The organism is Xenorhabdus bakwenae (assembly GCF_030272115.1).
Classification (GTDB): domain Bacteria; phylum Pseudomonadota; class Gammaproteobacteria; order Enterobacterales; family Enterobacteriaceae; genus Xenorhabdus; species Xenorhabdus bakwenae.
On the sequence record NZ_CP119194.1, the window covers coordinates 3623709 to 3649934 of the forward strand.

Sequence of the window (26226 nt, forward strand, 5' to 3'; positions counted from 1 at the left end):
AGCCGAATGCTCCTTTGCTTACGAGATGCGTTCTTCAATAATGATGCCAATTAATTGCTCGTTGATGGTTGGCATTTTTTTTGTGTAATCCGACACATCGTGGAGATAAAATCCTTTTTCGGGTGCATATATTAGCGATGGCTGATTTTTTACAGGAGCGGCATAGCGCTTAATGATTAATGTATCACCGGGGAAAAAAATTTTATCAATTTCAGTTTCTACTGTCAGTCCAATCAGGTTTGCGCCTTCTTCGAAGGCCCAGATTACCGGATATCTCATGATAAGCTGGCCAATACGATCTTCCATACTGGCCAACACGTCTGACTGGGGAATAAGCGGAATAGCAGAGGGATTTTTGTTACCTTCAGCAGAGAGAGTATTGTTTATGCGATCAAGTTCTTCGATGTCGAAATGCTCTATAACATCGCACCTGACACCGAAAAAATCGGCAATTCTTGTGATAGTTGATTGTTGAACTTTGTTGATTTGGCCATCAAGAATTTTATAGAGCGTTGTTCTTGTAACACCTGAGCGCATAGCCAGTGAGGACTTATTCTCACCATTTTTTCGCATCATATACTCAATGTTACTAATAATATTAGATTTTCTTTTTATCCCTGATGTTTTCATTTCGGAAAATAATAATGTTGTTAGATTTTCCCTTCAGACATTACATGATTAACTTATTACTTTCCATAATATTTTTCGATACGTAGATTTATAAGAATAGTAAGGGAGAAATTTTTTTAATTTAAAAAACATGATGATATACACAAAGTGTACAATTTAATGCTCTTTTTGTTTATTTTTATGTTGACCTTATTGCGTGATGTGTGATTAATTACTCGCAGTAGTTTACAACTGACTGAATATATTAATTATTATATGAATAAAATAATTTCAATGCAAAATAATTAGCTGAGCCACACCAGATTCTTCTTTTAAGAAAGGCATTTGTGTATGGTTGCCATTTCTATGAGTTTTATATTTTATCGCATTAAGTTTTGGTTATATTGAGGCGTTAAAGATATGAGAAGAATGGCTCGTAACCATGCTTTAACTTTAGAATAATCTACTTTTTTATTTTTCACCAATGAAGTCAATGAATTACCTTTATGTACACTAGGGAAGCTCTATTTTTGGTAAGATAGTTTTCTCAGGAAAATAATATAAGTGAAATGAGCACTTATATAGTGGAAGAAAGTGGTTTTTTAGTATCAGCCGTTGGGAAATACCAACTTAACAGATGTTAAGTTGGTATCTGTGGTGATTTGAATATCTAAATGTGGATTTAGATAAATATGTGGTATGGAGCGGTTACCTTTTTGAGTGTCTAATTTCAAGTGTTAGTAACACCCATAAAGACAATCTATTAATAATTTAAAGAACTCAATATGACTATCACGACAGTTTGATTTTGAGATTATTGTCACGATTATTGTGATTATTTGTCTTGTGTTTGAGTAAAATTTTACTTTAAGTAAGTCACTAATTAACCCGAATTCTGCTTAAGCCATCATTGGAACATCTTCTTCTAAGTAGAAAACTTTCAGTGATGGTTTCTTCAATTTAAGGCAGTAAGCAATCAGTCCACCTAAAACGGTCAACATAAATCCTCTTAGACTTCGGTGACGCGAATGCTCTATCTGAGAAATCAATTTTAATTGCCCATTAATCGTTTCAATAATAAAACGCTTTTTTAACATTATTTTATCCCACTCAGCTTGCATGCACGCTTTCATGTTGCGCCGTTTTTTCGTGATGAAAGTGACATCGGTTTTGGCTAAATCGTCCGCCAATTCCTGGCTGAGATAACCTTTGTCACCGTAAAGAGAACCTATTAATTCTTTTGATAATTCACGAACAGGTTCCCGATCATCCACATTTCCCGCAGTCACTTTAAGCGCTAGAATTTCCCCCTGATGATTGACAACCAAGTGTAATTTGAAACCGTAAAACCAACCCATTGAATTTTTTCCGCGCTTTGCTATTCCCGCAAAGACCTTATGTCGAGGGATGCGAATGTTATGGCAGACACTCAAACTGGTGGAATCAATAAAAGCAATGCCTGTGGGTTTCCCTTTTAATTGAGTCAGATAGCTGCATAGTGGCACCAGAACGGAAGAAGCCACACTGACAAAGCGAGGATAGCTTAGCAAGGTTGGAAAATCCTTATGGTGATATTTCCAAATATGCTCTAGATAAAAATGTTTAAAATCACGGTAATGCGACAGATGAAAAAGGATCAAAAGGGTCATGATTTCACTGGGATACATATGACCTTGTCGGCGGCGTAAACGATGCCCGCTATCGAGACAAAATTGTTCCCATTGAGGGATGAAAAAACGGCAAAAATCATCGACATCACAGAAAACTTCAACTAACTTGTCCATAGCCTGTTCCACCTCGGAGCGGTTTTTGGTGTGCACCAAAACTTTGCTCCCGGAACAGGCTTCTCGTCAATTTCTTATCCAGAATTCGAGTTAATTACCCATCAGAGTCGCAGTAGGACAATGGTTCTGGACATATCACAAGCCTATTAAGAGTATGAACGGAAGAAAAATCATTTTTATCAAGAAAATAATGATATTCTCCCCACACCTCATCATCAAACAAACATTTGACCTCACTCAACCCAATCGATCAAGTATTTAACTGTTACCAATGATCCATCGCCTGTAAGGATCAACGTTAAGCGGCGAATCAAAACTCCCGTAGCCTGAAAGGGAGTGCATGTCATGCGGTACATCTGCGCACTTTTGGAAGCAGATATCATCAGACCAATAACCCACGATCTGACGATGAAAGTTTCCCGGTGTTATTTATCACCGGCTACCGACATAACCGGGCAGAACATGCCCTGCCTCACGTTAATCGCTACCGTTTTAACCGATACAACATTCACCCACGTTTTGTATTTATCACAATAAACGTCCCGAAAATGGCGCGGCGTCACTTGTGTTAACGCGCAGCGATGACCAAGTGACGTCGCCGGGCGTCAGCGTCCAGAGCACATTCGGTCTGCCTTTACGGCCGATTTGAACCCTGAATTACTCAGTGAAGCCATTCAGAACAGACCATTAACAGACATTTCGTTTGATTGACGAACGAATTCCAGACCTGGTTTTCAACCCACCGCCTTAAAACAGGCTGATGCAGTAAAAAAAGGAGATATGACATACGTCAAGATAATGAGGCGTTCATCCTGAGCTGATCAGGCAATGAACGGGGAGCCTTCCATCGTTGTGCTCAGCACGTAGCGAACTCCTGCAATAACTCAACACAACCTCACTCTGCTACACATTATCTGACGCATCACGGAACGGTGAACCTGAACCGACACGCAGAGACTTGTTAAAAAAAATTAATAAAAACAGAGAAAAAGTGGCAGGAGAGGCGTGAATGGCGCAGAAATCAGCACGGTCAAAAATTGAGTTGTTCAGGAAAGAATTTATGACCCATGCCCGACAAGCGGGTGGGAGCTTTGCCACAGTTGCCGATCGTGAACGGATTGCCCGGCAGTTTCTTAACTTTCTCAAGGAGAAAGGCATTAAGCTCCGGCAGATGGACAGCCTTAAAGTCAAATATATTGAACGCTATATTGCAGAGCGAAAGGCCAACTCTATCAGCCACCGAACTCTGCAAAATGAAATGTCCGTGCTGAGAAGCGTTTTAGCGCAGGCCGGAAAGCATAAGCTGGCTGATCCCGGTAACGCCCGTTTGAGCAACCGGGCACTCGGTATTGTTGCCATAAACCGAAAAGGAACTAAAACGGCGTTGGCACCGGCGGCGTTCCGTGAAATCTTTCAGCAGGTCGAACAAAAAGACCGGCATGTGGCGGCGGTGATGCAACTGGCCTATGTGTTGGGCTTACGCACCAAAGAAGCGGTGGAAGCCTATAAATCGTTAGCCACCTGGAAAAAAGCACTGGAAAATGGGCAGACCTCTGTGCGGGTGATATTTGGCACCAAAGGCGGACGGCCGAGGCAGACGACCATATTGGATCGGGCAGCGCTGCAACATGCCATTGCTTATGCCGAGCGAGAGCAGGCAGAGCGGGGTGGTGGAAAACTGATTGATAAACCGACGATCACGCAGGCCATAGACCGTTACCGCTATGTGGTCAGAAGCGCAGGGCTGACGGGCAATAAAGCGCCACACAGTATGCGTTATCATTTTGCTCAGCAGTCCGGTGAATATTACACCGCGCAGGGATTCAGTGAGCGGGAAGCGCTGGCATTGGCATCAATGGATTTGGGACACGGTGATGGACGTGGGCGCTATATCCGGCAGGTGTATTACCAGAAAGGTGAGGCGGAATAACACTATTTTCCCTGATAAAAGATAATGATCTGGATTAATCGCTACCCTACCTGACCGTCAGCTATGAGCGAAAAGCGGACCTGTAGGGGCATCGGGTCAGGCGAACCAGACTACGTTCAGGGCTTCGAACGATGCAGGGATGCTCCGGTTTTATACATGCCTGATTTATTATGCTGCCCTTTGAGATGCATACAATTCAGTATTTAAAACATTAAGTCACCTTCTGCATCATCCTCCTGCTATTTATCGATTAACTCATTGAATGTAATCGTTTTACTTTGGGGTTTCTGATGCCGCGCGCGATAAATTGAGCCTATCCGCGCGATAAATGAAGAGCTAATTGCTTTTCATCTATTGAAAAATTTTTACATAACCAGTCAGTTAAAACATGGTTGTAATTTATTCAATCCACCTATTTTTTCCTTTGCATCACTTTCTTGCTCATTTATTGATATCCAAATATCCCTCATTCTTTCTTTGTAGCCGTTTGCAGCCTCCATTTAGGCAAGGATTTTCTATAAAAAACCTCGGTTTATCAGAACTGGGCTATCGAACCATCGGGAACGGGCCAAATCAGATCCCTGATATGTCGTTTTTTAGCAGCACAGCAAATTCATTTCGTGTACCCAGTGGTTATATGATGGTGTTTGGAGATTTTCTGGCGACCGTTCCGCTGTCGGCTGACGGGCGTAGTGCGTCAATGGAATCCGTCAAATTTTCTACGCCGTTTCCGCGCTCGTGCGATTCTGTGACGGGCGTATTTGCAGTAGGCGTCGAGAACGGCCCTATTTTCTGCACCTGTGAAGCCGTATCCCGCGCGGGGTTCTTGTTACGGGCGGGCATTATGTCAAAATCGACTGGCCCCGTTAAATTAAAATTCATGTATATCGCAGTGGGGAAATACTAATGCAGAACATAGTATGGAGTGCGAAAAATAACGCATTTTTTTACGAATTAGATTTAGTGTATTACGAGCGGGCGGGTTGGGATATATCAGACGTTGTCCCGATATCTGAGCAGATTTTTAAAACGTTCACTAATCCACCGGCGCAAAAAATACGTGTAGTTGGCCCTGATGGTTTACCCGCGTGGGAGGATGTTCCTCCACCAACACCGGAAGAGCTACAACAACAGGCTGAATCTCAGAAACGGCAATTAATGCGTTTGGTCAGGGAAAAAATTGATATTTATCAGGATGCGGTTGATTTTGGCATGGCAACAGAAGATGAAAAACGGTTATTAGGCGAATGGAGGGAATACCGGATAGTTCTCTATCGCGTGGATTGCGCTACCGCCCCCGATATCCAGTGGCCGGAACAGCCGAAATGAATATAGGGGCTGCGTGCCCCTAAACATCATTTTGATTCAGCTAATTTTTGTTGCTGTTGATTCCAAATAGAATTTTCCGGCATCTGGACACGGACATCTAAGCGACAACCTTCGGGAATGTCGCAGGGTTCGGCATCGGGGGCATTACGCCCCTGATTGTTATTCTGGCGCTTTAGGCCAGTCAATATTTGGTGCTGTCGAACAGTCTACACGGTTAAGCAGGACGCAGTATCGTTTCCACTCTGTCAGCGCCGCCCGTTCGCTATCTGTTTCCATCTGGAGATCGACCGCGTATTGTAACGGAGCAATAGATTTTGCAGCCTGAGACAGACGATAGAGTTTTTCCTGTTCTGCCTGCTGTCGTGATTCCGCTGGTGTAGGTGGGGGTATATCGCCCCATGCGGGTAACCCGTCAGTACCTGCAATGCGCATTTTTCCCTGTGGTGGCGTCAGAAATTTCAGATAAACCGCCTCGCTCACCTCAATCCCGTCATCCGGCCACGTCCCCGCGTTGATATAATCCTGCTGCCATTCTATCGGATGAAATGCATTAAATTTTGCACTGTATACATACATATCAATAGCCCTCCACGGCAATATAAACACGCGACGCCTGCGTTTCAGCACTCACATTGGAAATTTTGATTGACGAGAGTGATACTGAATTCCACATGACGCCGCCATAGCTCGATGGTGTCGCCGACATTGACAGTGAGACTCCGATCACTCTCTGTGAAAACCGGATAGGGAAATCAAACGCCTCGGGTAAATAACCGGATGATTTATTGACGAGAAAACACTGACGAATTAATCCTGTATCCCCGCATTTCCACCATCCAGTCTGTGGATTAGCTGTGTTTTTATACCCCAGTTCGATATTATTGAATCGAATTTTGCTATCAATATTGAGATGGGTGTCGCTCCGGTCATTTCGCAGCGTTAATACATCAACGTTAACGTCGCTACCAAATCCAACATACCCAATTCTGTTGGTTTCTGAGTCGTAATAACTCAAATAGTTCCGCCGCCCTGGTGAGGTCATGATCGACAGCGCTTCGTCCTGTGACGCTATTTTTACACCGCCAGTTACCGTTCCGCCTGTTTTTGGCAACGCATTTTTCGCCAGCTCCACGGTATCCACCAAACCGAGGTTTTCTAGAATTACGCACTGGGTGGATTTGGGCAGCAGAAACGGGTAACTGACTGTTGAACGGGTTGAAATTAAACAAATTTTCAGTTCAATAAATGTACAAAATGTGAGTTTGGAGGAACATCGGCGTTAATGGGTAAAAAACAATCTAAATATGCCGCGTGTTTTGATAAAAACATCGTAATATAATTTTTCTCGATTTAAATGAAACAGTTTTTCAATTCACGCGACGCGCTACACCCGATGACTTTGTCATGTTAATAACATTAGCAGGCTTTTGACGTGTCCGAGATCTTTATATCACTACATATAACACTCAGAAAATAATAGAAGTTCGACCCATTATGGGATATTACAACTATGAATAAATTAACAGATGATTTCTTTCAGAAACTAAAAAAAATCACACTTCATGAGGAAAGAAAAACCAATTTCTTCACGTCTGGTGGTACTGGTTATCTTGAAAATCCTACTTCAGATCTGCTGGCACTGTTTATGGGAAACAGGCGGGATGTTCCGCCCTGGTTGCTCAAGGCATTGATGCAGTGCCTTAATGTAGACAGTGATATCGACGATCTGGACATTACCTCGCTGGAAGTAACCAGAGAAACGAGAACATCTGATGGCAAATATCTGGATATTCTGATTTCGCATCAGGATTTCATCATCGGCATCGAACACAAAACAATTTCAGCCATCAATAATCCCTTTGAAAGTTACGAGAAACACCTTAATAGTTTCATAGATAACAGCCAGATGGTATACCGCTGTATCCTTGCTCCCGACAGCCTTCCCTGTTTACCTGTAGCGAAATGGCCATTACTCAGCTATTCACAACTGGTTACAACTGCCAGAAGTCGCCTGGGTCAAGATCAAGCACGTGTTCCTTTCAGTAAGTGGAACATTTTTTACACCGAATTTCTCAATCATTTGTATGAACTAAGCGGAGTGAATAACACAATGGTAATGAACACGGAAAACCAGAATTTTGTTAAGGAACATTTTAACCTTCTGCTGAAAGCTAGAGACCTGCTCAAAGAATTCGAAGCAGCAATGATTGATGAGGGCAAGAAAACTCTCGCTGAAGTACTGCCTGGCACAAATATATCGCATCGTATCAATAACTGGAAAGGGGATTATAAAGCTATACATCTGGCTCCGGAATGTTGGGGAAACGGGAAAACTGGCGTGTCTCTTGTCTATTATCCGAGCGAGGATGAGCAGGACGTCATTTACTACGTTAATGGTTGGATAAATATCTGCGACTGCCCAGAACTGGCAACGCTGCGTGACGTGGTGCTCGAAAAAATGAAATCAGACGCATTCCTGCCATCGGCTGATAAATCCGATTCGGAGATTATCCCGAAAGCTAAAGAGTTGATACTCTCTTTTGGTACTCCGGAAGGCTCTTTAGAAGAAGCGAAACTTTTGCTTAAAGAGATGGCAATGCTCATCTCCGAAGTGTTGGAAAGCCAAATTGTGACTGATGTGTAGGAGGAACGAATAAGCGCAGCCTGTTGCCAGACTGCGTTGTCGTGTTCTGAAAATATCGGCATGGAATTTAGTAGCTGGAAATTTGGTCATGTATTGAATAGTTAGATCATTCATTAAACATAGTTTTCACGCTCAATGAACGTCCCTATCACCTTGTCATGCATACATGGGCGCCCCTTGTTTGCCAAACAATCGTTTGTCATGACCAGAACCAGGTTAAGATTGCAGCCATACATCCGGACTTTAGTTGAGGCCGTCGCCCCTGCCCCTGATGGAATTCGCTGACCAGGCTCTTATCATTTCGACGCGCTATAAGCGCTTGCATGACACCAGAGTTTCCTGATCACGGTCCGACCTGTCTTGCCATCACTTCTCGATTGCCTGTGCAATCTTTAGAACCTACTTTTATATGGACTCCCTTATTTGCACTTGATGATTTTAGTTACCGGTTTCCAGGTTCCCATAATTCGCCTCAAACTCCCGGTCATAGACCAGCAATGCCCTGACAATCCTGGCATTTTTATTTGCCAGCGCCACTACAGCAATATTCGTATTACGCCTCGACAACAGACTATTCAGCCCGTTTTCTGTTCGACCGGTTTTCTCTTTTACGTACCGTACTGCTGCCCTTGCGCCATGAATCAACAGGGTTCGCAAATAATTGTCACCCCGTTTGCTGATCCCTTGTAAGGTTGGCTTCCCCCACTCGAATGTTGTCGGGGAACCAGACCCAGCCATGCCGCCAACTGGCGACCATTGGCGAAGTGTCTAGCATCCCCTATCGATGCGACCAGCGTGCTTGCCGTTATCGGGCCGATACCCGGTATTGCCGATAATCTCCGGCTGTCTGCATTGCCACGATGCCAGCGTTGAATTTCCTGTTCCAGTTCCGCAACCTGACGATCAAGCTCTTTCAGGTGTTCACCCAACCGCTGGAGCAGTTGCCTGAAGGTCTCTGGCAGGCAATGACTGGCGTCCTCCAGAATCTCGGGCAGTCGTACTGCAATCTGCTTTATTCCCTGAGTGATAACGATCCCAAACTTGCCCAGTAAACCACGAATGGCATTGGACTGCGCTGTACGGGCTTTGACAAATCCCTCTCGTGCGCGATGTACCGACAGAATGCTTTGCTGTTCTTCTGTTTTTATTGGGACAAAGCGCATATTCGGTCGTGTCACTGCTTCACATATCGCTTCCGCATCGGCGGCATCGTTTTTATTGGTTTTGACATAGGGTTTAACAAACTGTGGCACGATTAATTTTACTTCGTGACCAAAACCTTGCAGCTTACGTGCCCAATAATGTGCCCCACCACAGGCATCCAGACCAATCAGGCAAGGTGGCAGGTTGACGAAAAACGTCAGCATTTTCGTGCGCGGTAGCGGTTTTTTGAGTACCGTTTTACCCTGTGCATCGACGCCGTGGACCTGAAAAACATTTTTTGCCAGATCGATACCCACGGTTGTAATCTTCATGGTGGACGCTCCCGTTATTAATTGGCTGTGTTGAATACACTTCCATTTTGGCACACTGATGCCGCTTAAATGGGGCGTCCATCCCATTATTTCCGATGACTTAGAATAACCGATTCAGCCAAGGCTCCCAAGCATACCATAACCAACGCAGTTGCTCGTCATTTCACCTCTACCGTTGTCATCTTATTTCCTGAAAAAGTGAGGAGTACACATGAGAAACAACAAATTGAATATGTGACCTTCTCATCCAATAAACGCTTTTTCATCCAAGAAGTGATCTGCATTCCACTTTTACAATCCATTGCGAATTTCATTTGCTTATTTGTTAATCGAAGTTTATTTATTGTTCAACAAGATGCAAGCAACTCATTAACAATAAACACAACCTAAACCCACAATAAAACAACAATACATTTATTCATGGGAAATAAAATATGCAGCAAACCATCAACTTTTGGCCCCTAATCGGGATCGCCGTCATCATCATCGGTTTTGTCATCAGATTTAATCCGGTTCTGGTCGTCACCATTGCTGGCCTTGTCACGGGATTGGCTGCTCACATGCCGATAGCTGATATTTTGGAGAAGCTAGGTTCCGGGTTTGTTAATACCCTAAATTTGACACTGACCATCTTGCTTCCTTTAGTCATCATTGGCCTATTGGAAAGACACGGTTTAAAAGAACAGGCCCAGAAATCCATTGCTCATATCAAAATGGCGACAACCGGGCGTCTATTGATTGTCTATCTGTTTATACGAGAAATCTCTGCCGCATTAGGTTTAACCAGTTTAGGCGGGCATCCGCAAATGGTTCGTCCCCTGTTAGCGCCTATGGCAGAAGGGGCGGCTGAAAATCAATATGGAGAATTGCCGGATTCAGTTCGTCATCGCATTCGCGCGATGTCTGCAGCAACGGATAATACCGGGCTGTTCTTTGGGGAGGATATTTTTGTCGCCTTCGGGGCTATTATCTTTATGCACAATTTCATGCTGGAATCAGGGGGCATTCACACCGAACCACTGCATATCGCCCTTTGGGGGATCCCTACCGCCATTTGTGCTTTTCTCATCCATTCAGTTCGGTTATATCGCCTTGATAACCGTATTGCCAACGAATTGAATGCTTTGAATCACACCAAATTGCACAGCCAGGAGGAGAAATAATGTTTCAATTACAGTATCTCTACGTGCTGGCTGGAGTGCTCTTGCTGGCTGTTGCTATCATGTCATGGCGGGATATTGCTAACCCTCGCCGTTTAACGACCGGTCTATTCTGGGCACTTTACGGTTTGATCTTCCTGATGGGGAAATGGAGTCATCATATAATAGCTATCTGGATTAGCGATGAAGCCCATGCCCAAAGAATTGCCCATATTAGTATCGGTGTGCTGGTCGTTCTTATGGCACTATTGGCAGGGTTTGGTGGAGTTCAGCTGGGAAATTATCATCAACGCACCCCAGAACAACGGCGGGAAGGCGCTGAGCGTCTTGGCAATCAACTATTTTTTCCCGTCTTGCTGATCCCCGTTGTCACAATGATTGGCGTATTGATGTTTAACCACATTCCAGGCTTACAACAAGCCGTCTTTGGTGAGGGAAATCATGCAACTCTGGTGACTCTCTTTTCAATTACTCTCGGCTGTCTGATAGGATTAATTATGGCATTACGCATAAGCCGTGATGCCATAACACAGCCAATACAGGAGACTCGCCGCCTGCTGGACTCCATTGGTTGCGTATTCATCCTGCCACAACTTCTGGCTACGCTCGGATTGCTGTTTACGACTGCCGGTATCGGCACGGTGATTGCCCACCTGACCGAAAGTTATATCGCTGTCGATAATCGCTTTATCGCCGTGGCAGCTTACGTATTGGGTATGGCTCTGCTGACCATGGTTATGGGTAATGCTTTCGCGGCTTTTCCCATCGTAACTGCCGGTATTGGCATTCCCATTTTGGTCTTACAGCACGGTGGCAATCCTGCCGTTATGGCTGCCATTGGTATGTTCTCCGGCTATTGCGGTACGTTGATGACCCCCATGGCGGCAAATTTTAATCTCGTCCCTGCTGCCCTGTTAGAGTTGCCTGACCGCAATGCGGTCATCAAGGCACAAATCCCCACAGGATGTGTCTTATTACTTACCAATGTATTCCTGCTCTATTTTCTACTCTTCTTATAAAACAACAACAAGGAACCGTCATGAAAGCTATCGCCACAAAAACCATTCTCGTCACTGCTTTTGAGCCTTTCTCTGGTGAAACCGTCAATCCATCATGGGAAGCTGTTAGGCTATTGCAGGGATGTCAAATCGCGGGTGCAAATATTGAAGTTCGCCAACTGCCTTGCGTTTTCGATACTTCTCTGGAACAGCTTTATGCGGCAATTGAACACGTTAAACCAGAAGTAGTGATTTCAGTCGGGGAAGCTGGAAACAGATCAAATATCAGCGTAGAACGTGTCGCAATCAATGTTAACGATGCCCGTATTCCTGATAATGCAGGCCAACAACCCATTGATACCCCTGTCATTGTCGACAGCCCTACAGCTTATTTTTCTACCCTACCCATCAAGGCGATAGTCAGTGAATTAAATAATGCAGGAATTCCTGCAACACTATCCCAAACTGCGGGAACCTTCGTTTGCAATCATGTTATGTACGGTTTGCTGCATTATTTAAACCAACGTACTCCTGCTGTGCGTGGTGGTTTTATCCATGTTCCTTATTTACCTGAGCAGGCAATAAAGCATTCTGGTGCGCCAAGTATGGCTGTAGAGATGATGACAACAGCCTTGAAAATCGCTATTGAGTCAACATTGAAGCATGAAAAAGACATTACCATTTCTGGCGGAACAACAAGCTGAAAAAACATCCTGAAAAATAATAGCCACCTGAATTCCAGTGGCTATTTAACTTAGAAAGGTAACAGTTGGTAGAAATTCAGTAACCAGATGACTATAACCGCAAAGATTGCTGCGATAATGTCATCCAGCATGATGCCAATACCCCCTTTCACATAACGGTCAAACCAGCGAATCGGCCACGGTTTCCACATATCAAAAATGCGGAATACCACAAAGCCAACCAAAACCCATTGCCAATTGAGCACAGGGATCGCCATCAGTGTGATCCACATTCCGATGAATTCATCCCAAACGACACAACCGGGATCTTCCACTTTCATGGCATCGGCCGCTTTCTGGCAAATCACACAACCAATGACAGTGCCCAACACAATAACCAACCAAATTCCCCATGTCGGTAGCTGCGCCAGCAGCAACCAGAAAGGGATCGCCGCCACTGAACCCATTGTGCCCGGGATAATCGGCGATAAGCCACTACCGAATCCCGTAGCCAATAAGTGCCACGGATTACTCATTTTTAAGTGGCGTTTTGCGTCATCCATGCGTTCCCTCCGTTTGATCGTTTTCTTCCTTGTGTGCAGCTGGACAAGGTACTATCCGTTTTTTATCCGTTTTAAAGTGGTCAAAGCCGTTCAGATCCAACTCAATTTCTTCGTTATTGTTAAAATAGCGGATGCCTTCTGATTCTGGCCTGATTTGCCCAATACAACAGAAACTTGCCCCCGAATGGGCCAATGCCATATTTAACGCACCACGGTTAAGCTCAGGTACAGTAAAGCACAACTCATAATCTTCCCCACCACTCAGTGCCCATTTCAACGCCTGTTCCGCAGGAACATATTGCTGCGTCGCTTCTGAATAAGGCAGCGCCTCCAGATTAATACGCGCACCACATTGGCTAGCTGTCAGAATATGATTGAGATCAGAAATCAGTCCATCGGACAGATCAATTGCGGCAGAAGCAAGATCACGCAGAGCCTGCCCTTGTAAAACACGTGGTTGTGGACGGAGATGGCGCTTAACCAACCAATTGTGGATCGCAGGATCTTCTACGGTCAGATGCTCTTGCAACAAGGCAAGCCCTGCGGCGCTGTCACCCAGAGTTCCGGTGACATAAATCCAATCACCGTTCTTCGCACCAGCACGACGCAACGCCCTGCCAACCGGCACCAATCCATGTACGGTTAAGGTCAAACTCATGGGACCTTTTGTCGTATCGCCACCAATCAATTGCATACCGTAATAGTTCAATTGTTCAAACAGGCTATCACTAAATCGTTTTAACCAATCCTCATTGACGTCAGGCAACGTTAACGCCAACGATGCCCAAGCAGGATCTGCCCCAACGGCAGCCAAATCACTGATGTTGACAGCCAGTGCCTTATAAGCCAAATCTTCCGGTGAAATATCAGGAAGGAAATGGACACCTGCGACCAACGTATCCGTTGTTACCGCTAATTCCTGCTTATCTGCGACAGTCATCAGTGCACAATCATCACCAATCCCTAGGCTTACATCACGTCGGCGGCTGAGAGGGCGATTGAAATAACGTGCAATGAGGTCAAATTCACCACATGCCATAATAGAATTCCAAAAGTGACCAACGATGAGTACATGAGGCCGGAAATCCGGCCTCATGTGTAAAATCATCGAGTTATAATGGGGAACTCCTGGCAAGCAATCACTTTTTCTTACGTGCTGCTGGGCCAGCTTTATCCAAAACCCCATTCACGAATTTATGACTATCTTCAGCACCAAATGTTTTTGCCAGTTCAATGCCTTCATTAATAGCCACTTTGTAGGGAACATCATCACGAAAGCTTAGTTCAAACATCGCAACGCGCAAGATGGCTTTTTCTACCTGACCTAACTCTTCGAGCTGGCGGGAAAGATAAGGCGCCATCAAGGCATCCAATTTTGTAGCATTGACTGCTACCCCGGACAGCAATTCACGAAAATAGGTGACATCAACACCGGTTACATCCTGCTCTGACAAAAACTGCAATTCAACATCAGCAATGCTGTTTTTGGATAATTGCCACGAATAAATTGCCTGAACAGCACATTCACGAGCACGACGACGAGCAGCAGGTTTCACAAAATTCCCCTTAATTAAAACTAAAAAATTCAGCCTTTAATGGCTTTGATTACATTGATCATTTCCAACGCGGTCAAGGCGGCTTCCGCCCCTTTATTGCCCGCTTTAGTCCCGGCGCGTTCAATCGCCTGTTCAATATTTTCTGTTGTCAGAACACCTAATGTGACAGGAATGTTGCTGGACATTGCCACGCTGGACAGACCTGAACTACATTCGCCGGCAACATATTCGAAATGGGCTGTTCCGCCACGGATAACCGTACCCAAAGCGATAACCGCATCATATTTCTGGGACTCCGCCAGCACCTTGACCGCCAATGGCAGTTCATAAGCCCCCGGCACCCATACTACGGTGATATTGTCTGAAGAAACCTGCCCGATGCGTTCTAACGCATCAACGGCCCCTTCCAGCAGGCTGTCATTAATGAAGTTGTTAAAGCGAGCAACTGCAATAGCAATGCGGGCTTCAGGAGCTGCAACAACACCTTTGATTACGTTCATAGCCTTCCTTATATTTATTCATATCCGCAGGGGCGCGGATCTTATCACATTATTTTTGATTTAGGGCTATCCCAAAATCAAAACACTTAACACGGCCGTAAGCGAAGACGCACATCAGGACCAATCTGTTGAACATCAAACAGAGAAAATTCAGGCGCATCCGATAATTTTTGCAATTCAGGGATATTGAACAAGCCACGGGCACCATTTCCCAATATTTTCGGTGCGATATAAAGGATCAATTCATCCACCAATCCTAGCGATAATAAAGCCCCGGCCAAAGCAGGGCCGCATTCTGCCCACACAGAATTTACCTGACGCTTTCCAAGTTGCATCATCAGCAACACTAAATCAGCACCGACACCATGTTCTGGCAATAAAATCTGTTCGGTATTATCAGGCCATTTTTGCTGATCTTGCTTAGTACGTGCTAACCAACATTCCCCGGGTTGCCGGACAACTTGATGCTGTGGCGTCACACGATTTTGGCTATCCATAATGATACGGATGGGCTGGCGAAGCCATGCTTGCGGATAAACCGTTTGTGTTTCCGCATCCAGTTCATTCCAGCGGACAGTCAGGGAAGGATCATCCGCCAATACCGTTGCGCTGGAACTCAAAATGGCGCTGCACTGCGCCCGTAATTTCTGCACATCCTGACGGGCTTCCGGTGAGGTAATCCACTGACTTTCCCCCGATGCCAGCGCAGTTCGGCCATCCAATGATGCGCCCAGTTTCAATTGCAGGTACGGGAACCCTGTACGCATACGTTTAAGAAACCCCTTATTCAAGGATTCCGCCTGTTCCATCATCAAACCATGTTCAACGGCAATTCCGGCCTGCTGCAATTGATACAAACCACGCCCAGCCACCTGAGGGTTGGGATCTTGCATAGCAACCACAACACGGCTTAAGCCTGCGGCAATTAAAGCATCAGCACAAGGGGGGGTTTTACCATGATGGCTGCATGGTTCAAGAGTAACGTAAGCTGTCGCGCCTTTCGCTTTTTCACCGGCCATACGCAAGGCATGAACTTCTGCGTGAGGCCCGCCCGCCCGGGCATGAAAACCTTCCCCGATGATCTGCCCATCCTTAACGATGACGCAACCTACATTCGGATTTGGGGATGTTGTAAAACGGCCCTGATACGCTAGCTCTAGCGCTCTGGACATATATATTTCATCACGTGTCATAGCGTTTAATCTTGTAGTCTGGCAATCTCTTCACCGAATTCTCGAATATCTTCAAAGCTGCGATAAACAGAGGCAAAACGGATATAGCCCACTTTATCCAGTTTTTTCAGCGCATCCATGACAAAGTTTCCGATCATTTTGGACGGAATTTCACGCTCTCCTGTTGCCCGTACCTGTGACTTAATGTGACTAATTGCGGTTTCCACATCATCAGAGCTGACAGGGCGCTTTTCCAGTGCTTTCTGCATTCCACGACGCAATTTTTCTTCGTCGAAAGGCTCTCGAATGTCATCACTTTTAATCACTCGCGGCATCACCAGTTCCGCAACTTCAAATGTAGTGAAACGTTCATGACATTCCAGGCACTGACGGCGACGGCGCACTTGTGAGCCATCCCCTACCAGACGGGAATCAATAACTTTAGTATCAACGGCTGCGCAAAATGGGCAATGCATATCGTTTCCTGACAGTTAACCGAAGGGATAACAGTGTACCTTGAAGTGATGACGAAAAACACCCTGTCAGTAAGTACTCACAGGGTGTTTAAGCGATATCAGTGCTCGATCATGCAAAATAATTAAGGAAGAATGGAGGGCTGATCTGCCCCTTCTTTCTCAACTTTCTGCTGGATCAAATGCTCACGCTTCATGCCCAATTTCAAAGCCAGTGCAGAAGCAACATAGATAGAAGAGATTGTACCGATAGAAACACCGATTAACATGACAAGTGAGAAGCCTTTCAGCATTTCACCCCCGAAAATGTACAGCATCAATACAACCAACAAGGTGGTTGCAGAAGTCATGATGGTACGGCTCAAGGTCTGAGTCAGGGAAATGTTGGTGATTTCATACGACGTACCACGGCGTATCTTACGGAAGTTCTCACGGATACGATCTGACACCACGATGCTATCGTTCAATGAGTAGCCGATAACGGACATCAACGATGCAACAATAGTCAGGTCAATTTCGATGTGGAACAACGACAGAATACCCAATGTAATAATCACGTCATGCGCCAGTGCAATAACTGCCCCCAATGCCAGACGCCACTCAAAGCGGAAACCGACATAAATCAGGATACAGATCAGTGCAACCAGTAATGCCATCGCTCCGGTTTGTGCCAGTTCGTTCCCGACACTAGGGCCGACGAATTCGACACGTTTAACTTTGGCATCTTTATCAATATCCAGGTTAATCACCGAGATAATCTTATTGCCAAGCTCTTGCCCTGCGTTACCCTCCACCGGTGGCATACGTACTATCACATCACGGCTGCTACCAAAATTTTGCAACAGTGGATCAGCAAAACCATTCTGGCTCAGACTCTCACGCATCTTGTCCAGATCCGCAGGTTGACTCAGCTTCACCTCAATGACCGTACCACCGGTAAAATCAAGCCCCCAGTTAAACCCACGCGCCCCCATCATAATGATGGAAGCGATCAACAGCAGGAACGAAATCCCAAAGGCAACGTTGTCCCAGCGCATAAAGTCGATAACTTTACGCCCATAGTTTAATTGTTCAACACTATAATCCTGTGCCACAACGTGCTCCTTAAATTGACAACTTATTGATACGCTTGCCACCGTACAGCAAGTTCACGATTGCACGTGTTCCCACAATAGCAGTGAACATTGAAGTCGCCACACCAATACTGGTGGTGATCGCAAAGCCCTTAATAGAGCCAGTACCTACTGCATACAAAATAATAGCTGTAATCAGCGTAGTCAGGTTTGCATCGATGATACTGGAGAACGCCCCTTTATAGCCTTCGTGAATTGCCTGCTGCACCGTACGGCCATTGCGCAATTCTTCTTTGATACGTTCGTTGATCAATACGTTCGCATCCACGGCGACGGCAAGCGTCAAGACGATACCCGCAATCCCCGGCATGGTCAGGGTTGCCCCCGGCAGCAGGGACATAATACCCACGATCAGCACCAGGTTAGCCAACAACGCAGAACTCGCAATCAGACCAAACTTGCGGTAGTAAATCACCATAAATACGACAGAAGCAATCAGGCCCCACAAACACGCTTCAAGGCCCTGCTCAATATTCTGCAAGCCCAGAGTTGGCCCAATCGTACGCTCTTCCACAATCTGGATTGGTGCAATCAACGCCCCTGCCCGCAGTAATAGTGATAACTGACGAGCTTCTGCCGGATTGCTAATACCGGTAATGCGGAAACTGTTACCTAAGCGTGACTGAATCGTGGCAATGTTGATAATTTCTTCTTGCTTAACCAAAACCGCACGACCATTGGCATCTTTCTTGCCACTGTCCTTATATTCCACAAACAGCGTTGCCATTGGCTTTTGCAGATTATCTTTGGTGAAATTAGACATTGCTGTGCCGCCCGCGCTATCCAGGGAAATATTCACCTGTGGATAACCGTTCTCATCAGTACTGGAGGTCGAATCGGTGATATGGTCGCCCGTCAGGATAACGCGCTTATACAGTACAACCGGGTTACCATCACGAGTGTCTTTCACTTCTGAATCAGCCGGAATGCGGCCATACTGCACGACATTTTGATCAACACTGGTATTGACCAGACGGAATTCCAGAGTTGCAGTTGCCCCCAGGATTTCTTTCGCGCGGGCAGTATCCTGAATACCAGGCAGTTCAACCACAATGCGGTCTGCACCTTGGCGTTGAACCAGAGGTTCTGCAACCCCCAATTGGTTGACACGATTACGCAAGATAGTGATGTTCTGCTGTACTGCATAAGAACGAGCTTCACGCAGACGTTCATCACTCATCACCACTTTCAGCGTGCTGTTGGCTTCATTAGAGAACACCAAATCACGGTGACGAGGTTCAAGATAGCTTTCTGCTTTAGAACGTGCATCGTTATCACGGAAACGAACTTCGACGCCATAATTATCCGTTTTGCGGATAGTCGAATAAGGGATGCCTTGATCACGCAGTTCAGAGCGCAGGCCATCAATATTCTGTTCCTGCAATTTACTCAGCGCGGTTTCCATATCCACTTCCATCAAGAAATGGACACCGCCACGCAGGTCAAGACCCAGTTTCATCGGTTCAGCACCGACTGCCCTTAACCAGACAGGTGTTGCAGGCGCGAGGTTCAATGCGACAACATATTGTTCACCTAGTGCAGAAACTAACGCTTCACGCGCACGAAGCTGCACATCAGTGTTATTGAAACGAGCAAGAATTGCGCCATTTTCCAATGCAATGGACTTGCTCTTGATTTGATCTTTTTCTAAAACATTACGGACTTGGTCCAGCGTTTTTTCACTGGCGGCGATGCCTCGCACGCCAGTAATTTGTACAGCCGGATCCTCACCATAAAGGTTGGGAAGTGCATAAAGCAAACCGATGAGGATCGCAGCGATCAGCATCAGATACTTCCACAAAGGATAACGGTTCAACACGGCAGTTCCCTTCGGGAAAATCGGAAAATTAAATAGCCTTCATTGTACCTTTCGGCAAAATGGCAGCAACGAAGTCACGTTTGACAGTTATTTCTGTGGTGTCATTCAAGGCAATAACTACATAGCCGGTATCAGACACTTTAGAGACACGACCCACCAAACCACCAGAAGTCAGCACTTCATCCCCTTTGGAGATGGAATCCATCAGTTTTTTATGTTCTTTGGTGCGTTTTTGTTGTGGACGCAGGATCATGAAATAGAAAATCAAACCGAAAACAACCAGCATGATAATCAGAGAATATGGGCTTCCCTGAGTTTGCACTGGTGCGCCAGCAGCTGCCGCAGCTTCAGAAATAAAAAAACTCATCAAATTTCCCTCATTGTTATCGAAAATGTGACTGTCGAAAACATTGCTATTAAAATCGACAGTGGCTCGATCAAAAACCAGCCCAATATGCTACACATATTGAGACTGATTAGTCACGATAAATTATATATTTAACGGCGGAACGGGTTTACCGATCTGCTGATAAAACGCTTCAACAAACTGTTCCAGTTTGCCTTCTTCAATGGCCTGACGAATTCCAGCCATCAAGCGCTGATAATACCTTAAATTATGTATCGTATTCAGCCTTGCACCAAGAATTTCGTTACAACGATCAAGGTGATGGAGGTATGCCCGGCTATAATTGCGGCAAGTATAGCAGTCACAATGCTCATCCAGGGGAGATGTATCTTCTTTATGTTTGGCATTGCGGATTTTGATAACCCCTTCGGTCACAAACAGGTGACCATTGCGGGCATTACGAGTTGGCATCACACAGTCAAACATATCGATACCACGACGAACGCCTTCAACCAAATCCTCTGGCTTGCCGACGCCCATCAAATAGCGAGGCTTATCCTGTGGGATCTGAGGGCAAACATATTCCAGAATACGGTGCATATCTTCTTTCGGCTCACCGACGGCCAGTCCCCCTACAGCGTAGCCATCAAAGCCGATTTCCACCAGCCCTTTTATGGAGATATCACGCAAATCTTCGTAAACACTCCCCTGAATAATACCAAACAAGGCATTTTTATTATCCAGCTCATCAAAACGTTGACGACTGCGGGCAGCCCAGCGCAATGACATTTCCATGGAACGCTTCGCATAATCCCAATCAGCAGGATAAGGCGTACATTCATCAAAAATCATGACAATGTCAGAACCCAAGTCATATTGGATTTCCATAGATTTTTCTGGGCTGAGGAACACAGGCGTTCCATTAATTGGGTTACGGAAGTGAACGCCTTCTTCCTTGATTTTACGCATGGCACCGAGACTGAAAACCTGAAAACCGCCAGAGTCAGTCAGAATGGGGCCTTGCCACTGCATAAAATCATGCAGGTCACCATGCAATTTCATGATTTCCTGTCCCGGACGCAACCAAAGGTGGAAAGTATTCCCCAACAGGATTTGCGCTCCTGTTTCTTTCACCTCTTCTGGTGTCATACCTTTTACCGTGCCATAAGTTCCCACTGGCATAAATGCCGGTGTTTCCACCACGCCACGATCAAAAATCAAACGACCACGACGGGCATTTCCATCCGTCTTTTGTAACTCAAATTTCACTTAACCTCCAGACATCAGAAAAACAGTCTGATGCTATGTTTAGATATCATTCAAATCAGCGGGGCTGAAATGAAGAATATTTTGATTTTAAACTCTTTTATTACAAAACATTAAATTGATTTCAGCACCGTTTCTTCTGGTACTCACTCTTTTAATACCCGTTCTTTTGCCGCCATTTTATTGCGATTAATAAACATTGCATCGCCATAACTAAAAAAGCGATATTCTTTTGCTACCGCTTCTTTGTAGGCATTCATGGTATTCTTATACCCGGCGAACGCAGAAACCAGCATGATAAGGGTGGATTCTGGCAGATGGAAATTGGTGATCAGGGCATCGACAACCTGATATTCAAATCCAGGATAGATAAAAATTTGGGTATCATCAAAAAATGGCGCGATAATCCCATCCTGACAAGCTCTTGCGGCACTTTCCAGCGAACGGACCGATGTTGTCCCTACAGCAATAACCCGATTACCACGCGCTTTACATGCCAGCACCGCATCCACGACATCCTGTGGTACTTCCGCATATTCGGCATGCATCACATGATCTTCGATGGTTTCCACTCGCACAGGCTGGAAAGTACCGGCACCAACGTGCAAGGTGACAAAGGCCATCTCAATGCCTTTTGCACGCAAGGCAGCCAAAAGGGGTTCATCAAAATGCAATCCGGCAGTTGGTGCCGCCACCGCGCCTGGGCGTTCACTATAGACTGTCTGGTACAACTCACGATCCGCATCTTCATCAGGACGAGCGATATAAGGCGGCAGAGGCATATGACCAATTTGATCCAAAATGGTCAATACATCACGCTCATCATCAAAACGGATTTCAAACAAAGTATCATGACGCGCCAGCATCGTTGCCTTAATGCTCTGCGCTTCACCAAGGATAAGTTCAGCACCTTCTTTCGGTGCTTTGGAAGCACGAACGTGAGCAAGCACTCGCTTACTATCCAGCATCCTTTCGACTAAAACTTCCAACTTTCCCCCCGTCGCTTTGCGGCCAAACAGGCGCGCAGGGATAACGCGGGTGTTATTGAAAACCAATAAATCTCCGGCTTCCAGCTTCTCCAGCACATCAGTAAAAACACCGTGTGCCAGCTTGCCTGTTTCACCATCAAGGGAAAGCAGGCGGCAGGCACTTCGCTGTGGCTGGGGATAGTGAGCAATCAGCTCTTCTGGCAGTTCAAATGTAAAATCAGCGACACGCATTTTATCTGTATCATTCAAAAAAACAGGCGGACTAGTCTAGTGCTGCAAGCGCAAGGGTGCAACAAAGAAGCACCTGGTTTGACTATTTACGGTATACTCTCGCTATGAATTTTCTCGCACACCTTCATTTAGCTGCATTAGCGGAAAGTTCCTTACTGGGGAATTTGATGGCAGATTTCGTCCGTGGCTCTCCAGAAGGCGCATTCTGTTCTGATATTGTAGCCGGTATCCGTATGCACCGTCGGGTAGACAGTCTGACGGACAAGCATCCACTTGTCCTGGAAGCGCGCAAATTATTTCGCCCCGAATATCGGCGCGTTGCCCCCATTACCCTTGATATCATCTGGGATCACTTTCTTTCTCGCCATTGGGACAAATATGAAAAAAAATTACTCCTTGCCCGAATTTGTCAATCTTGCCCGCAACAATATAGAACCTCATCTCGCGTCAACCCCTGAAAAATTTCGGGAATTGAATAACTACCTCTGGTCACAAAACTTATTCATCCGTTATGCCGATATGTCATGCATCGCCAATGTCTTACAGAGCATGGCACGCAGGCGCCCAAAATTATCCGCATTGGCAGGATCGTATCAGGATATTGAAAATCATTACCTTGATTTTGAAGCATTATTTTGCCAGTTCTATCCAGAAATGATGTCACTAGCAATAAATAAGCATCTGTTTGAGTAGCCACTATCTTGAACTTTTCACAAATAGTTTTATCTTATGTAGTCTAAAAGGAATTAAAAACCGTTTATTGATAGGTAAAAACTATTATATTGATTGGTATTTTATTCTTTATTGCTATAACCTAATTCCTTATGCTGTAACCCGTTTTTACATAACACCTTTTAAAATCACAGGAGTCAATTATGGTTTTAGTCACCCGCCAAGCCCCTGACTTTACAGCTGCCGCAGTTCTCGGTAACGGTGAAATTGTTAATAACTTCAATCTGAAAAAACACCTGAATGGCCGTGCTGCTGTTATTTTCTTCTGGCCAATGGATTTTACTTTCGTTTGTCCTTCTGAGCTGATTGCTTTCGATCATCGCTATGAAGAATTCCAGAAACGTGGTGTTGAAGTTGTTGGTGTATCCTTCGACTCTGAATTCGTTCACAACGCATGGCGTAAAACTTCAATCAACGAAGGTGGCATCGGCGAAGTCAAATATCCAATGGTTGCTGACATCAAACGTGACATCATGAAAGCTTACGGCATTGAGCACCCAGAAGCCGGCGTTGCTCTGCGTGGTTCTTTCTTGATTGACAAAAATGGTGTTGTTCGCCATCAGGTGGTTAATGATCTGCCGCTGGGCCGTAACATTGATGAAATGCTGCGTATGGTTGACGCTCTGCAATTCCATGAAGAGCACGGCGAAGTTTGCCCTGCACAATGGGAGAAAGGCCAGGAAGGTATGGGCGCTTCACCGGAAGGCGTAGCAAAATACCTGACCAAAAACGCGGGCAAGCTGTAATATCCCACCAAGCGTTCATCATACTGTGTTATGAAACGCGCCAAACCAGCCGCTCAGTCGGCTGGTTTTTCTAATCTGAAATTTCTTTTTTCACTGACTTCCGCGCGAAAAATCATCTTTTAAAAAACCTGAGCTTTAGATAAGGTGAGTTACGAAGTCGTAACAAAAGCAATATAAACGCCCAAATGACTTAACAGTGGCTAATAACAAGAAGCTTATCCTCAGGAGATCAACACATGTTCAAGGCATGGAAAATAACACTTATCACTATATCCCTATTTATTTCCACCCCACTTTATGCTGCTACTGAGCCTGCTGTTGAAGCCAAACAAGGCATGGTTGTCAGCTCACAACGCCTTGCTTCACAAGCTGGCATAGATATTCTAAAAATGGGCGGGAACGCCATTGATGCGGCGGTTGCCGTTGGATATGCCGAGGCAGTGGTTAATCCCTGCTGTGGCAATATTGGTGGTGGTGGATTTATGACCATCCATCTTGCCAATGGAAAAGATACTTTCATTAATTTCCGTGAAACAGCCCCTGCCGCAGCCAGCGCTGATATGTATCAGGATAAAGATGGAAACGTTATCAAAAGTGCCAGCCTGTATGGTTATAAATCAATTGCTGTACCGGGTACAGTAATGGGATTTGAAGAGGCATTGAAAAAGTATGGCACATTAACTCGTGAACAAGTCATGGCACCCGCCATCAAACTGGCGCGCGAAGGCTATATTCTGACCCGTGGAGATACCAATATTCTGGACACCACAGTTAAGCGTTTTGCTCAAGATCCAGAAGCTGCCCGTATTTTTCTGCGTGAAAATGGTAAGCCATTCGAACCCGGGGACCGGCTCATTCAAACCGATTTAGCCAACACGCTGGAAATGATTGCCAAACACGGGCCTGATGCTTTTTATCACGGCAAAATTCCCCAATTAGTTGCAGAAGCGTCAAAAAAATCAGGCGGAATTATTACCGCAGCGGATTTCGCCAATTATCACATTACAGAAACCGCTCCTGTCACCTGTAGTTACCGAGGCTATAAATTCATCTCTTCTCCGCCGCCCAGCTCTGGTGGTGTTACGTTATGTGAGATATTAAACGTCATTGAAGGCTACGATCTTAAATCCATGGGATTCAACTCTGCTGCTTATATTCACACATTGACAGAAGCCATGCGCCACGCCTATATGGATAGAAATACCTATCTGGGCGATCCAGTCTTTATCAATAATCCGCTTGATCGACTGTTGAGTAAAAGCTACGCCGAATCAATCAGAAAAGACATTCAACCCAATAAAGCCACCCCATCAGTGAATGTTCAACCGGATATGGGTCCCCATGAAAAACCAGAGACTACCCACTATTCCGTGGTAGATAAAGAAGGGAACGCAGTATCAACCACTTACACCATCAATGGACGTTTTGGTGCTGTCGTGATTGCCCCAGGAACCGGCTTCTTCCTCAACGATGAAATGGACGACTTCACAACTAAAGTCGGTGAGAAAAACCTGTATGGGTTAGTACAAGGTGCAACCAACTCGATCGCCCCCGGTAAGCGCCCACTATCATCAATGAGTCCAACTCTCGTGACCAAAGATAATAAAATCTTCCTGGTCTTGGGTTCTCCGGGAGGCTCACGCATTATCTCCATTACGCTACAAGCTGCCCTGAATATCCTCGAATTCAACATGCCACCACAAGAAGCTGTCGATAGCCCACGGTTCCACCATCAATGGCTACCAGACGAGGTCTATTATGAGCAACGTGGGCTGTCGAAAGATACCCTGAATTTACTGGAAAAAATGGGTTACAAAATGGTGGAACAGACACCGTGGGGAGCAACAGAGTTAATTATGATTGGATTGCCGGGTGCTGCCGGCGTTGCCCCGGAATCATCAGGTAACGATTCAGCCGTATCAGGTATTGTCCATGAAGGTTACATCTACGGTGCTAACGATGCACGGCGACCTGCCGGTGCCGCTATTGGTTATTAATTCAGCATAAATAAACGAAAAAGGTGGGCTGATTTCAACAGCGCACCTTTACCATCTTATAACATCACTTATCCATGTTTATCATGAATAG

At 45.4% G+C, this 26226-nt stretch carries 25 protein-coding genes and 2 pseudogenes; 10 read left to right on the forward strand and 17 right to left on the reverse strand.

Translation table 11 applies throughout. From position 1 onward, the window contains the following. Positions 1-18 precede the first annotated feature (18 nt). Together PXH59_RS18000 and PXH59_RS18005 are read right to left on the reverse strand one after the other, a co-directional pair. Entirely contained in the window at positions 19-630 is a 612-nt protein-coding gene (locus tag PXH59_RS18000) for a helix-turn-helix domain-containing protein (protein ID WP_434223329.1), read from the reverse strand. Between the two features lie 878 nt (positions 631-1508). Then, positions 1509-2393: an IS982 family transposase gene (locus PXH59_RS18005; RefSeq protein WP_285809472.1), complete on the reverse strand. Its 885-nt coding sequence runs from the start codon at positions 2391-2393 to the stop codon at positions 1509-1511. A 1009-nt stretch (positions 2394-3402) separates the two neighbouring features. Between PXH59_RS18005 and PXH59_RS18010 the strand changes: the two genes are divergently transcribed. The 3 genes from PXH59_RS18010 to PXH59_RS18020 all read left to right on the forward strand — a co-directional run bounded on the left by PXH59_RS18010 (position 3403) and on the right by PXH59_RS18020 (position 5652). Beyond that, positions 3403-4323, forward strand: a complete 921-nt coding sequence (locus PXH59_RS18010; protein WP_285809474.1) for an integrase domain-containing protein — start codon at positions 3403-3405, stop codon at positions 4321-4323. Between the two features lie 388 nt (positions 4324-4711). Next, entirely contained in the window at positions 4712-5230 is a 519-nt protein-coding gene (locus PXH59_RS18015) for a hypothetical protein (protein ID WP_285809476.1), read from the forward strand. Beyond that, positions 5230-5652, forward strand: coding sequence for a tail fiber assembly protein (locus tag PXH59_RS18020; RefSeq protein WP_285809478.1), 423 nt, complete (start codon positions 5230-5232; stop codon positions 5650-5652). Before PXH59_RS18015 ends, PXH59_RS18020 begins: the two co-directional genes overlap by 1 nt. A 26-nt stretch (positions 5653-5678) precedes the next feature. On the opposite strand, the gene PXH59_RS18025 is transcribed toward PXH59_RS18020, so the two are convergent. From PXH59_RS18025 to PXH59_RS18035, 3 genes are read right to left on the reverse strand one after another with little or no spacing between them, the layout of a single operon-like run. Continuing rightward, positions 5679-5837 carry a phage tail fiber protein gene (locus PXH59_RS18025; RefSeq protein WP_285809480.1) on the reverse strand — a complete coding sequence of 53 codons (159 nt, stop codon included), beginning with the start codon at positions 5835-5837 and terminating at the stop codon, positions 5679-5681. Beyond that, positions 5812-6228 carry a tail fiber assembly protein gene (locus tag PXH59_RS18030; protein WP_285809482.1) on the reverse strand — a complete coding sequence of 139 codons (417 nt, stop codon included), beginning with the start codon at positions 6226-6228 and terminating at the stop codon, positions 5812-5814. Before PXH59_RS18030 ends, PXH59_RS18025 begins: the two co-directional genes overlap by 26 nt. A gap of 1 nt (position 6229) precedes the next feature. Further along, positions 6230-6784, reverse strand: a complete 555-nt coding sequence (locus PXH59_RS18035) for a hypothetical protein (RefSeq protein WP_285809484.1) — start codon at positions 6782-6784, stop codon at positions 6230-6232. A gap of 378 nt (positions 6785-7162) precedes the next feature. Between PXH59_RS18035 and PXH59_RS18040 the strand changes: the two genes are divergently transcribed. Continuing rightward, a complete protein-coding gene (locus tag PXH59_RS18040; protein ID WP_285809486.1) occupies positions 7163-8296 on the forward strand; it encodes a PD-(D/E)XK nuclease family protein in 1134 nt (377 codons plus the stop codon). A gap of 438 nt (positions 8297-8734) precedes the next feature. On the opposite strand, the pseudogene PXH59_RS18045 reads toward PXH59_RS18040, so the two are convergent. Then, a pseudogene (locus PXH59_RS18045) lies at positions 8735-9771 on the reverse strand (IS110 family RNA-guided transposase). A gap of 434 nt (positions 9772-10205) precedes the next feature. Here PXH59_RS18045 and PXH59_RS18050 point away from each other — a divergent pair. From PXH59_RS18050 to pcp, 3 genes are read left to right on the forward strand one after another with little or no spacing between them, the layout of a single operon-like run. Continuing rightward, a complete protein-coding gene (locus PXH59_RS18050; protein WP_285809487.1) occupies positions 10206-10934 on the forward strand; it encodes a DUF969 domain-containing protein in 729 nt (242 codons plus the stop codon). Continuing rightward, positions 10931-11950 carry a DUF979 domain-containing protein gene (locus PXH59_RS18055; RefSeq protein WP_285811822.1) on the forward strand — a complete coding sequence of 340 codons (1020 nt, stop codon included), beginning with the start codon at positions 10931-10933 and terminating at the stop codon, positions 11948-11950. Before PXH59_RS18050 ends, PXH59_RS18055 begins: the two co-directional genes overlap by 4 nt. A 20-nt stretch (positions 11951-11970) precedes the next feature. Continuing rightward, positions 11971-12633 carry a pyroglutamyl-peptidase I gene (gene pcp / locus PXH59_RS18060; RefSeq protein ID WP_285809488.1) on the forward strand — a complete coding sequence of 221 codons (663 nt, stop codon included), beginning with the start codon at positions 11971-11973 and terminating at the stop codon, positions 12631-12633. Positions 12634-12683: 50 nt separating this feature from the next. Here pcp and pgpA read toward each other — a convergent pair whose 3' ends face one another. From pgpA to queA, 11 genes are all read right to left on the reverse strand, one after another. Then, positions 12684-13175 (reverse strand): phosphatidylglycerophosphatase A, encoded by a 492-nt coding sequence (pgpA, locus tag PXH59_RS18065; RefSeq protein WP_047766859.1) that lies wholly within the window; start codon positions 13173-13175, stop codon positions 12684-12686. Beyond that, complete coding sequence (thiL, locus tag PXH59_RS18070) at positions 13168-14214, reverse strand: thiamine-phosphate kinase (RefSeq protein ID WP_047766860.1); 1047 nt, start codon at positions 14212-14214, stop codon at positions 13168-13170. Before thiL ends, pgpA begins: the two co-directional genes overlap by 8 nt. 100 nt (positions 14215-14314) lie before the next feature. Next, positions 14315-14731, reverse strand: coding sequence for a transcription antitermination factor NusB (nusB, locus tag PXH59_RS18075; RefSeq protein WP_047766861.1), 417 nt, complete (start codon positions 14729-14731; stop codon positions 14315-14317). 29 nt (positions 14732-14760) lie between these two features. Further along, positions 14761-15231: a 6,7-dimethyl-8-ribityllumazine synthase gene (gene ribH, locus PXH59_RS18080; protein WP_047766862.1), complete on the reverse strand. Its 471-nt coding sequence runs from the start codon at positions 15229-15231 to the stop codon at positions 14761-14763. Positions 15232-15317: 86 nt separating this feature from the next. Further along, positions 15318-16424, reverse strand: coding sequence for a bifunctional diaminohydroxyphosphoribosylaminopyrimidine deaminase/5-amino-6-(5-phosphoribosylamino)uracil reductase RibD (ribD, locus tag PXH59_RS18085; protein WP_285809490.1), 1107 nt, complete (start codon positions 16422-16424; stop codon positions 15318-15320). A 5-nt stretch (positions 16425-16429) separates the two neighbouring features. Then, a complete protein-coding gene (gene nrdR / locus PXH59_RS18090; protein WP_047766864.1) occupies positions 16430-16879 on the reverse strand; it encodes a transcriptional regulator NrdR in 450 nt (149 codons plus the stop codon). A 122-nt stretch (positions 16880-17001) separates the two neighbouring features. Beyond that, on the reverse strand, positions 17002-17970 hold the full coding sequence (gene secF / locus PXH59_RS18095; protein WP_285809492.1) for a protein translocase subunit SecF: 969 nt from the start codon (positions 17968-17970) through the stop codon (positions 17002-17004). Between the two features lie 10 nt (positions 17971-17980). Further along, positions 17981-19828: a protein translocase subunit SecD gene (gene secD / locus PXH59_RS18100; protein ID WP_285809493.1), complete on the reverse strand. Its 1848-nt coding sequence runs from the start codon at positions 19826-19828 to the stop codon at positions 17981-17983. A 28-nt stretch (positions 19829-19856) separates the two neighbouring features. Further along, positions 19857-20195, reverse strand: a complete 339-nt coding sequence (gene yajC / locus PXH59_RS18105; RefSeq protein ID WP_047766868.1) for a preprotein translocase subunit YajC — start codon at positions 20193-20195, stop codon at positions 19857-19859. Between the two features lie 123 nt (positions 20196-20318). Beyond that, the gene (gene tgt, locus PXH59_RS18110; protein ID WP_047766871.1) at positions 20319-21443 is read right to left on the reverse strand and encodes a tRNA guanosine(34) transglycosylase Tgt; all 1125 of its coding nucleotides are present in this window, start codon (positions 21441-21443) and stop codon (positions 20319-20321) included. Between the two features lie 143 nt (positions 21444-21586). Next, positions 21587-22660: a tRNA preQ1(34) S-adenosylmethionine ribosyltransferase-isomerase QueA gene (queA, locus tag PXH59_RS18115; protein WP_047766873.1), complete on the reverse strand. Its 1074-nt coding sequence runs from the start codon at positions 22658-22660 to the stop codon at positions 21587-21589. A gap of 104 nt (positions 22661-22764) precedes the next feature. Here queA and PXH59_RS18120 point away from each other — a divergent pair. From PXH59_RS18120 to ggt, 3 genes and pseudogenes are all read left to right on the forward strand, one after another. Further along, positions 22765-23353, forward strand: a pseudogene (locus PXH59_RS18120) (acyl carrier protein phosphodiesterase). A gap of 182 nt (positions 23354-23535) precedes the next feature. Further along, positions 23536-24138 carry a peroxiredoxin C gene (locus PXH59_RS18125; RefSeq protein ID WP_285809495.1) on the forward strand — a complete coding sequence of 201 codons (603 nt, stop codon included), beginning with the start codon at positions 23536-23538 and terminating at the stop codon, positions 24136-24138. Positions 24139-24374: 236 nt separating this feature from the next. After that, the gene (gene ggt, locus PXH59_RS18130; RefSeq protein WP_285809496.1) at positions 24375-26135 is read left to right on the forward strand and encodes a gamma-glutamyltransferase; all 1761 of its coding nucleotides are present in this window, start codon (positions 24375-24377) and stop codon (positions 26133-26135) included. Positions 26136-26226: the final 91 nt, after the last annotated feature.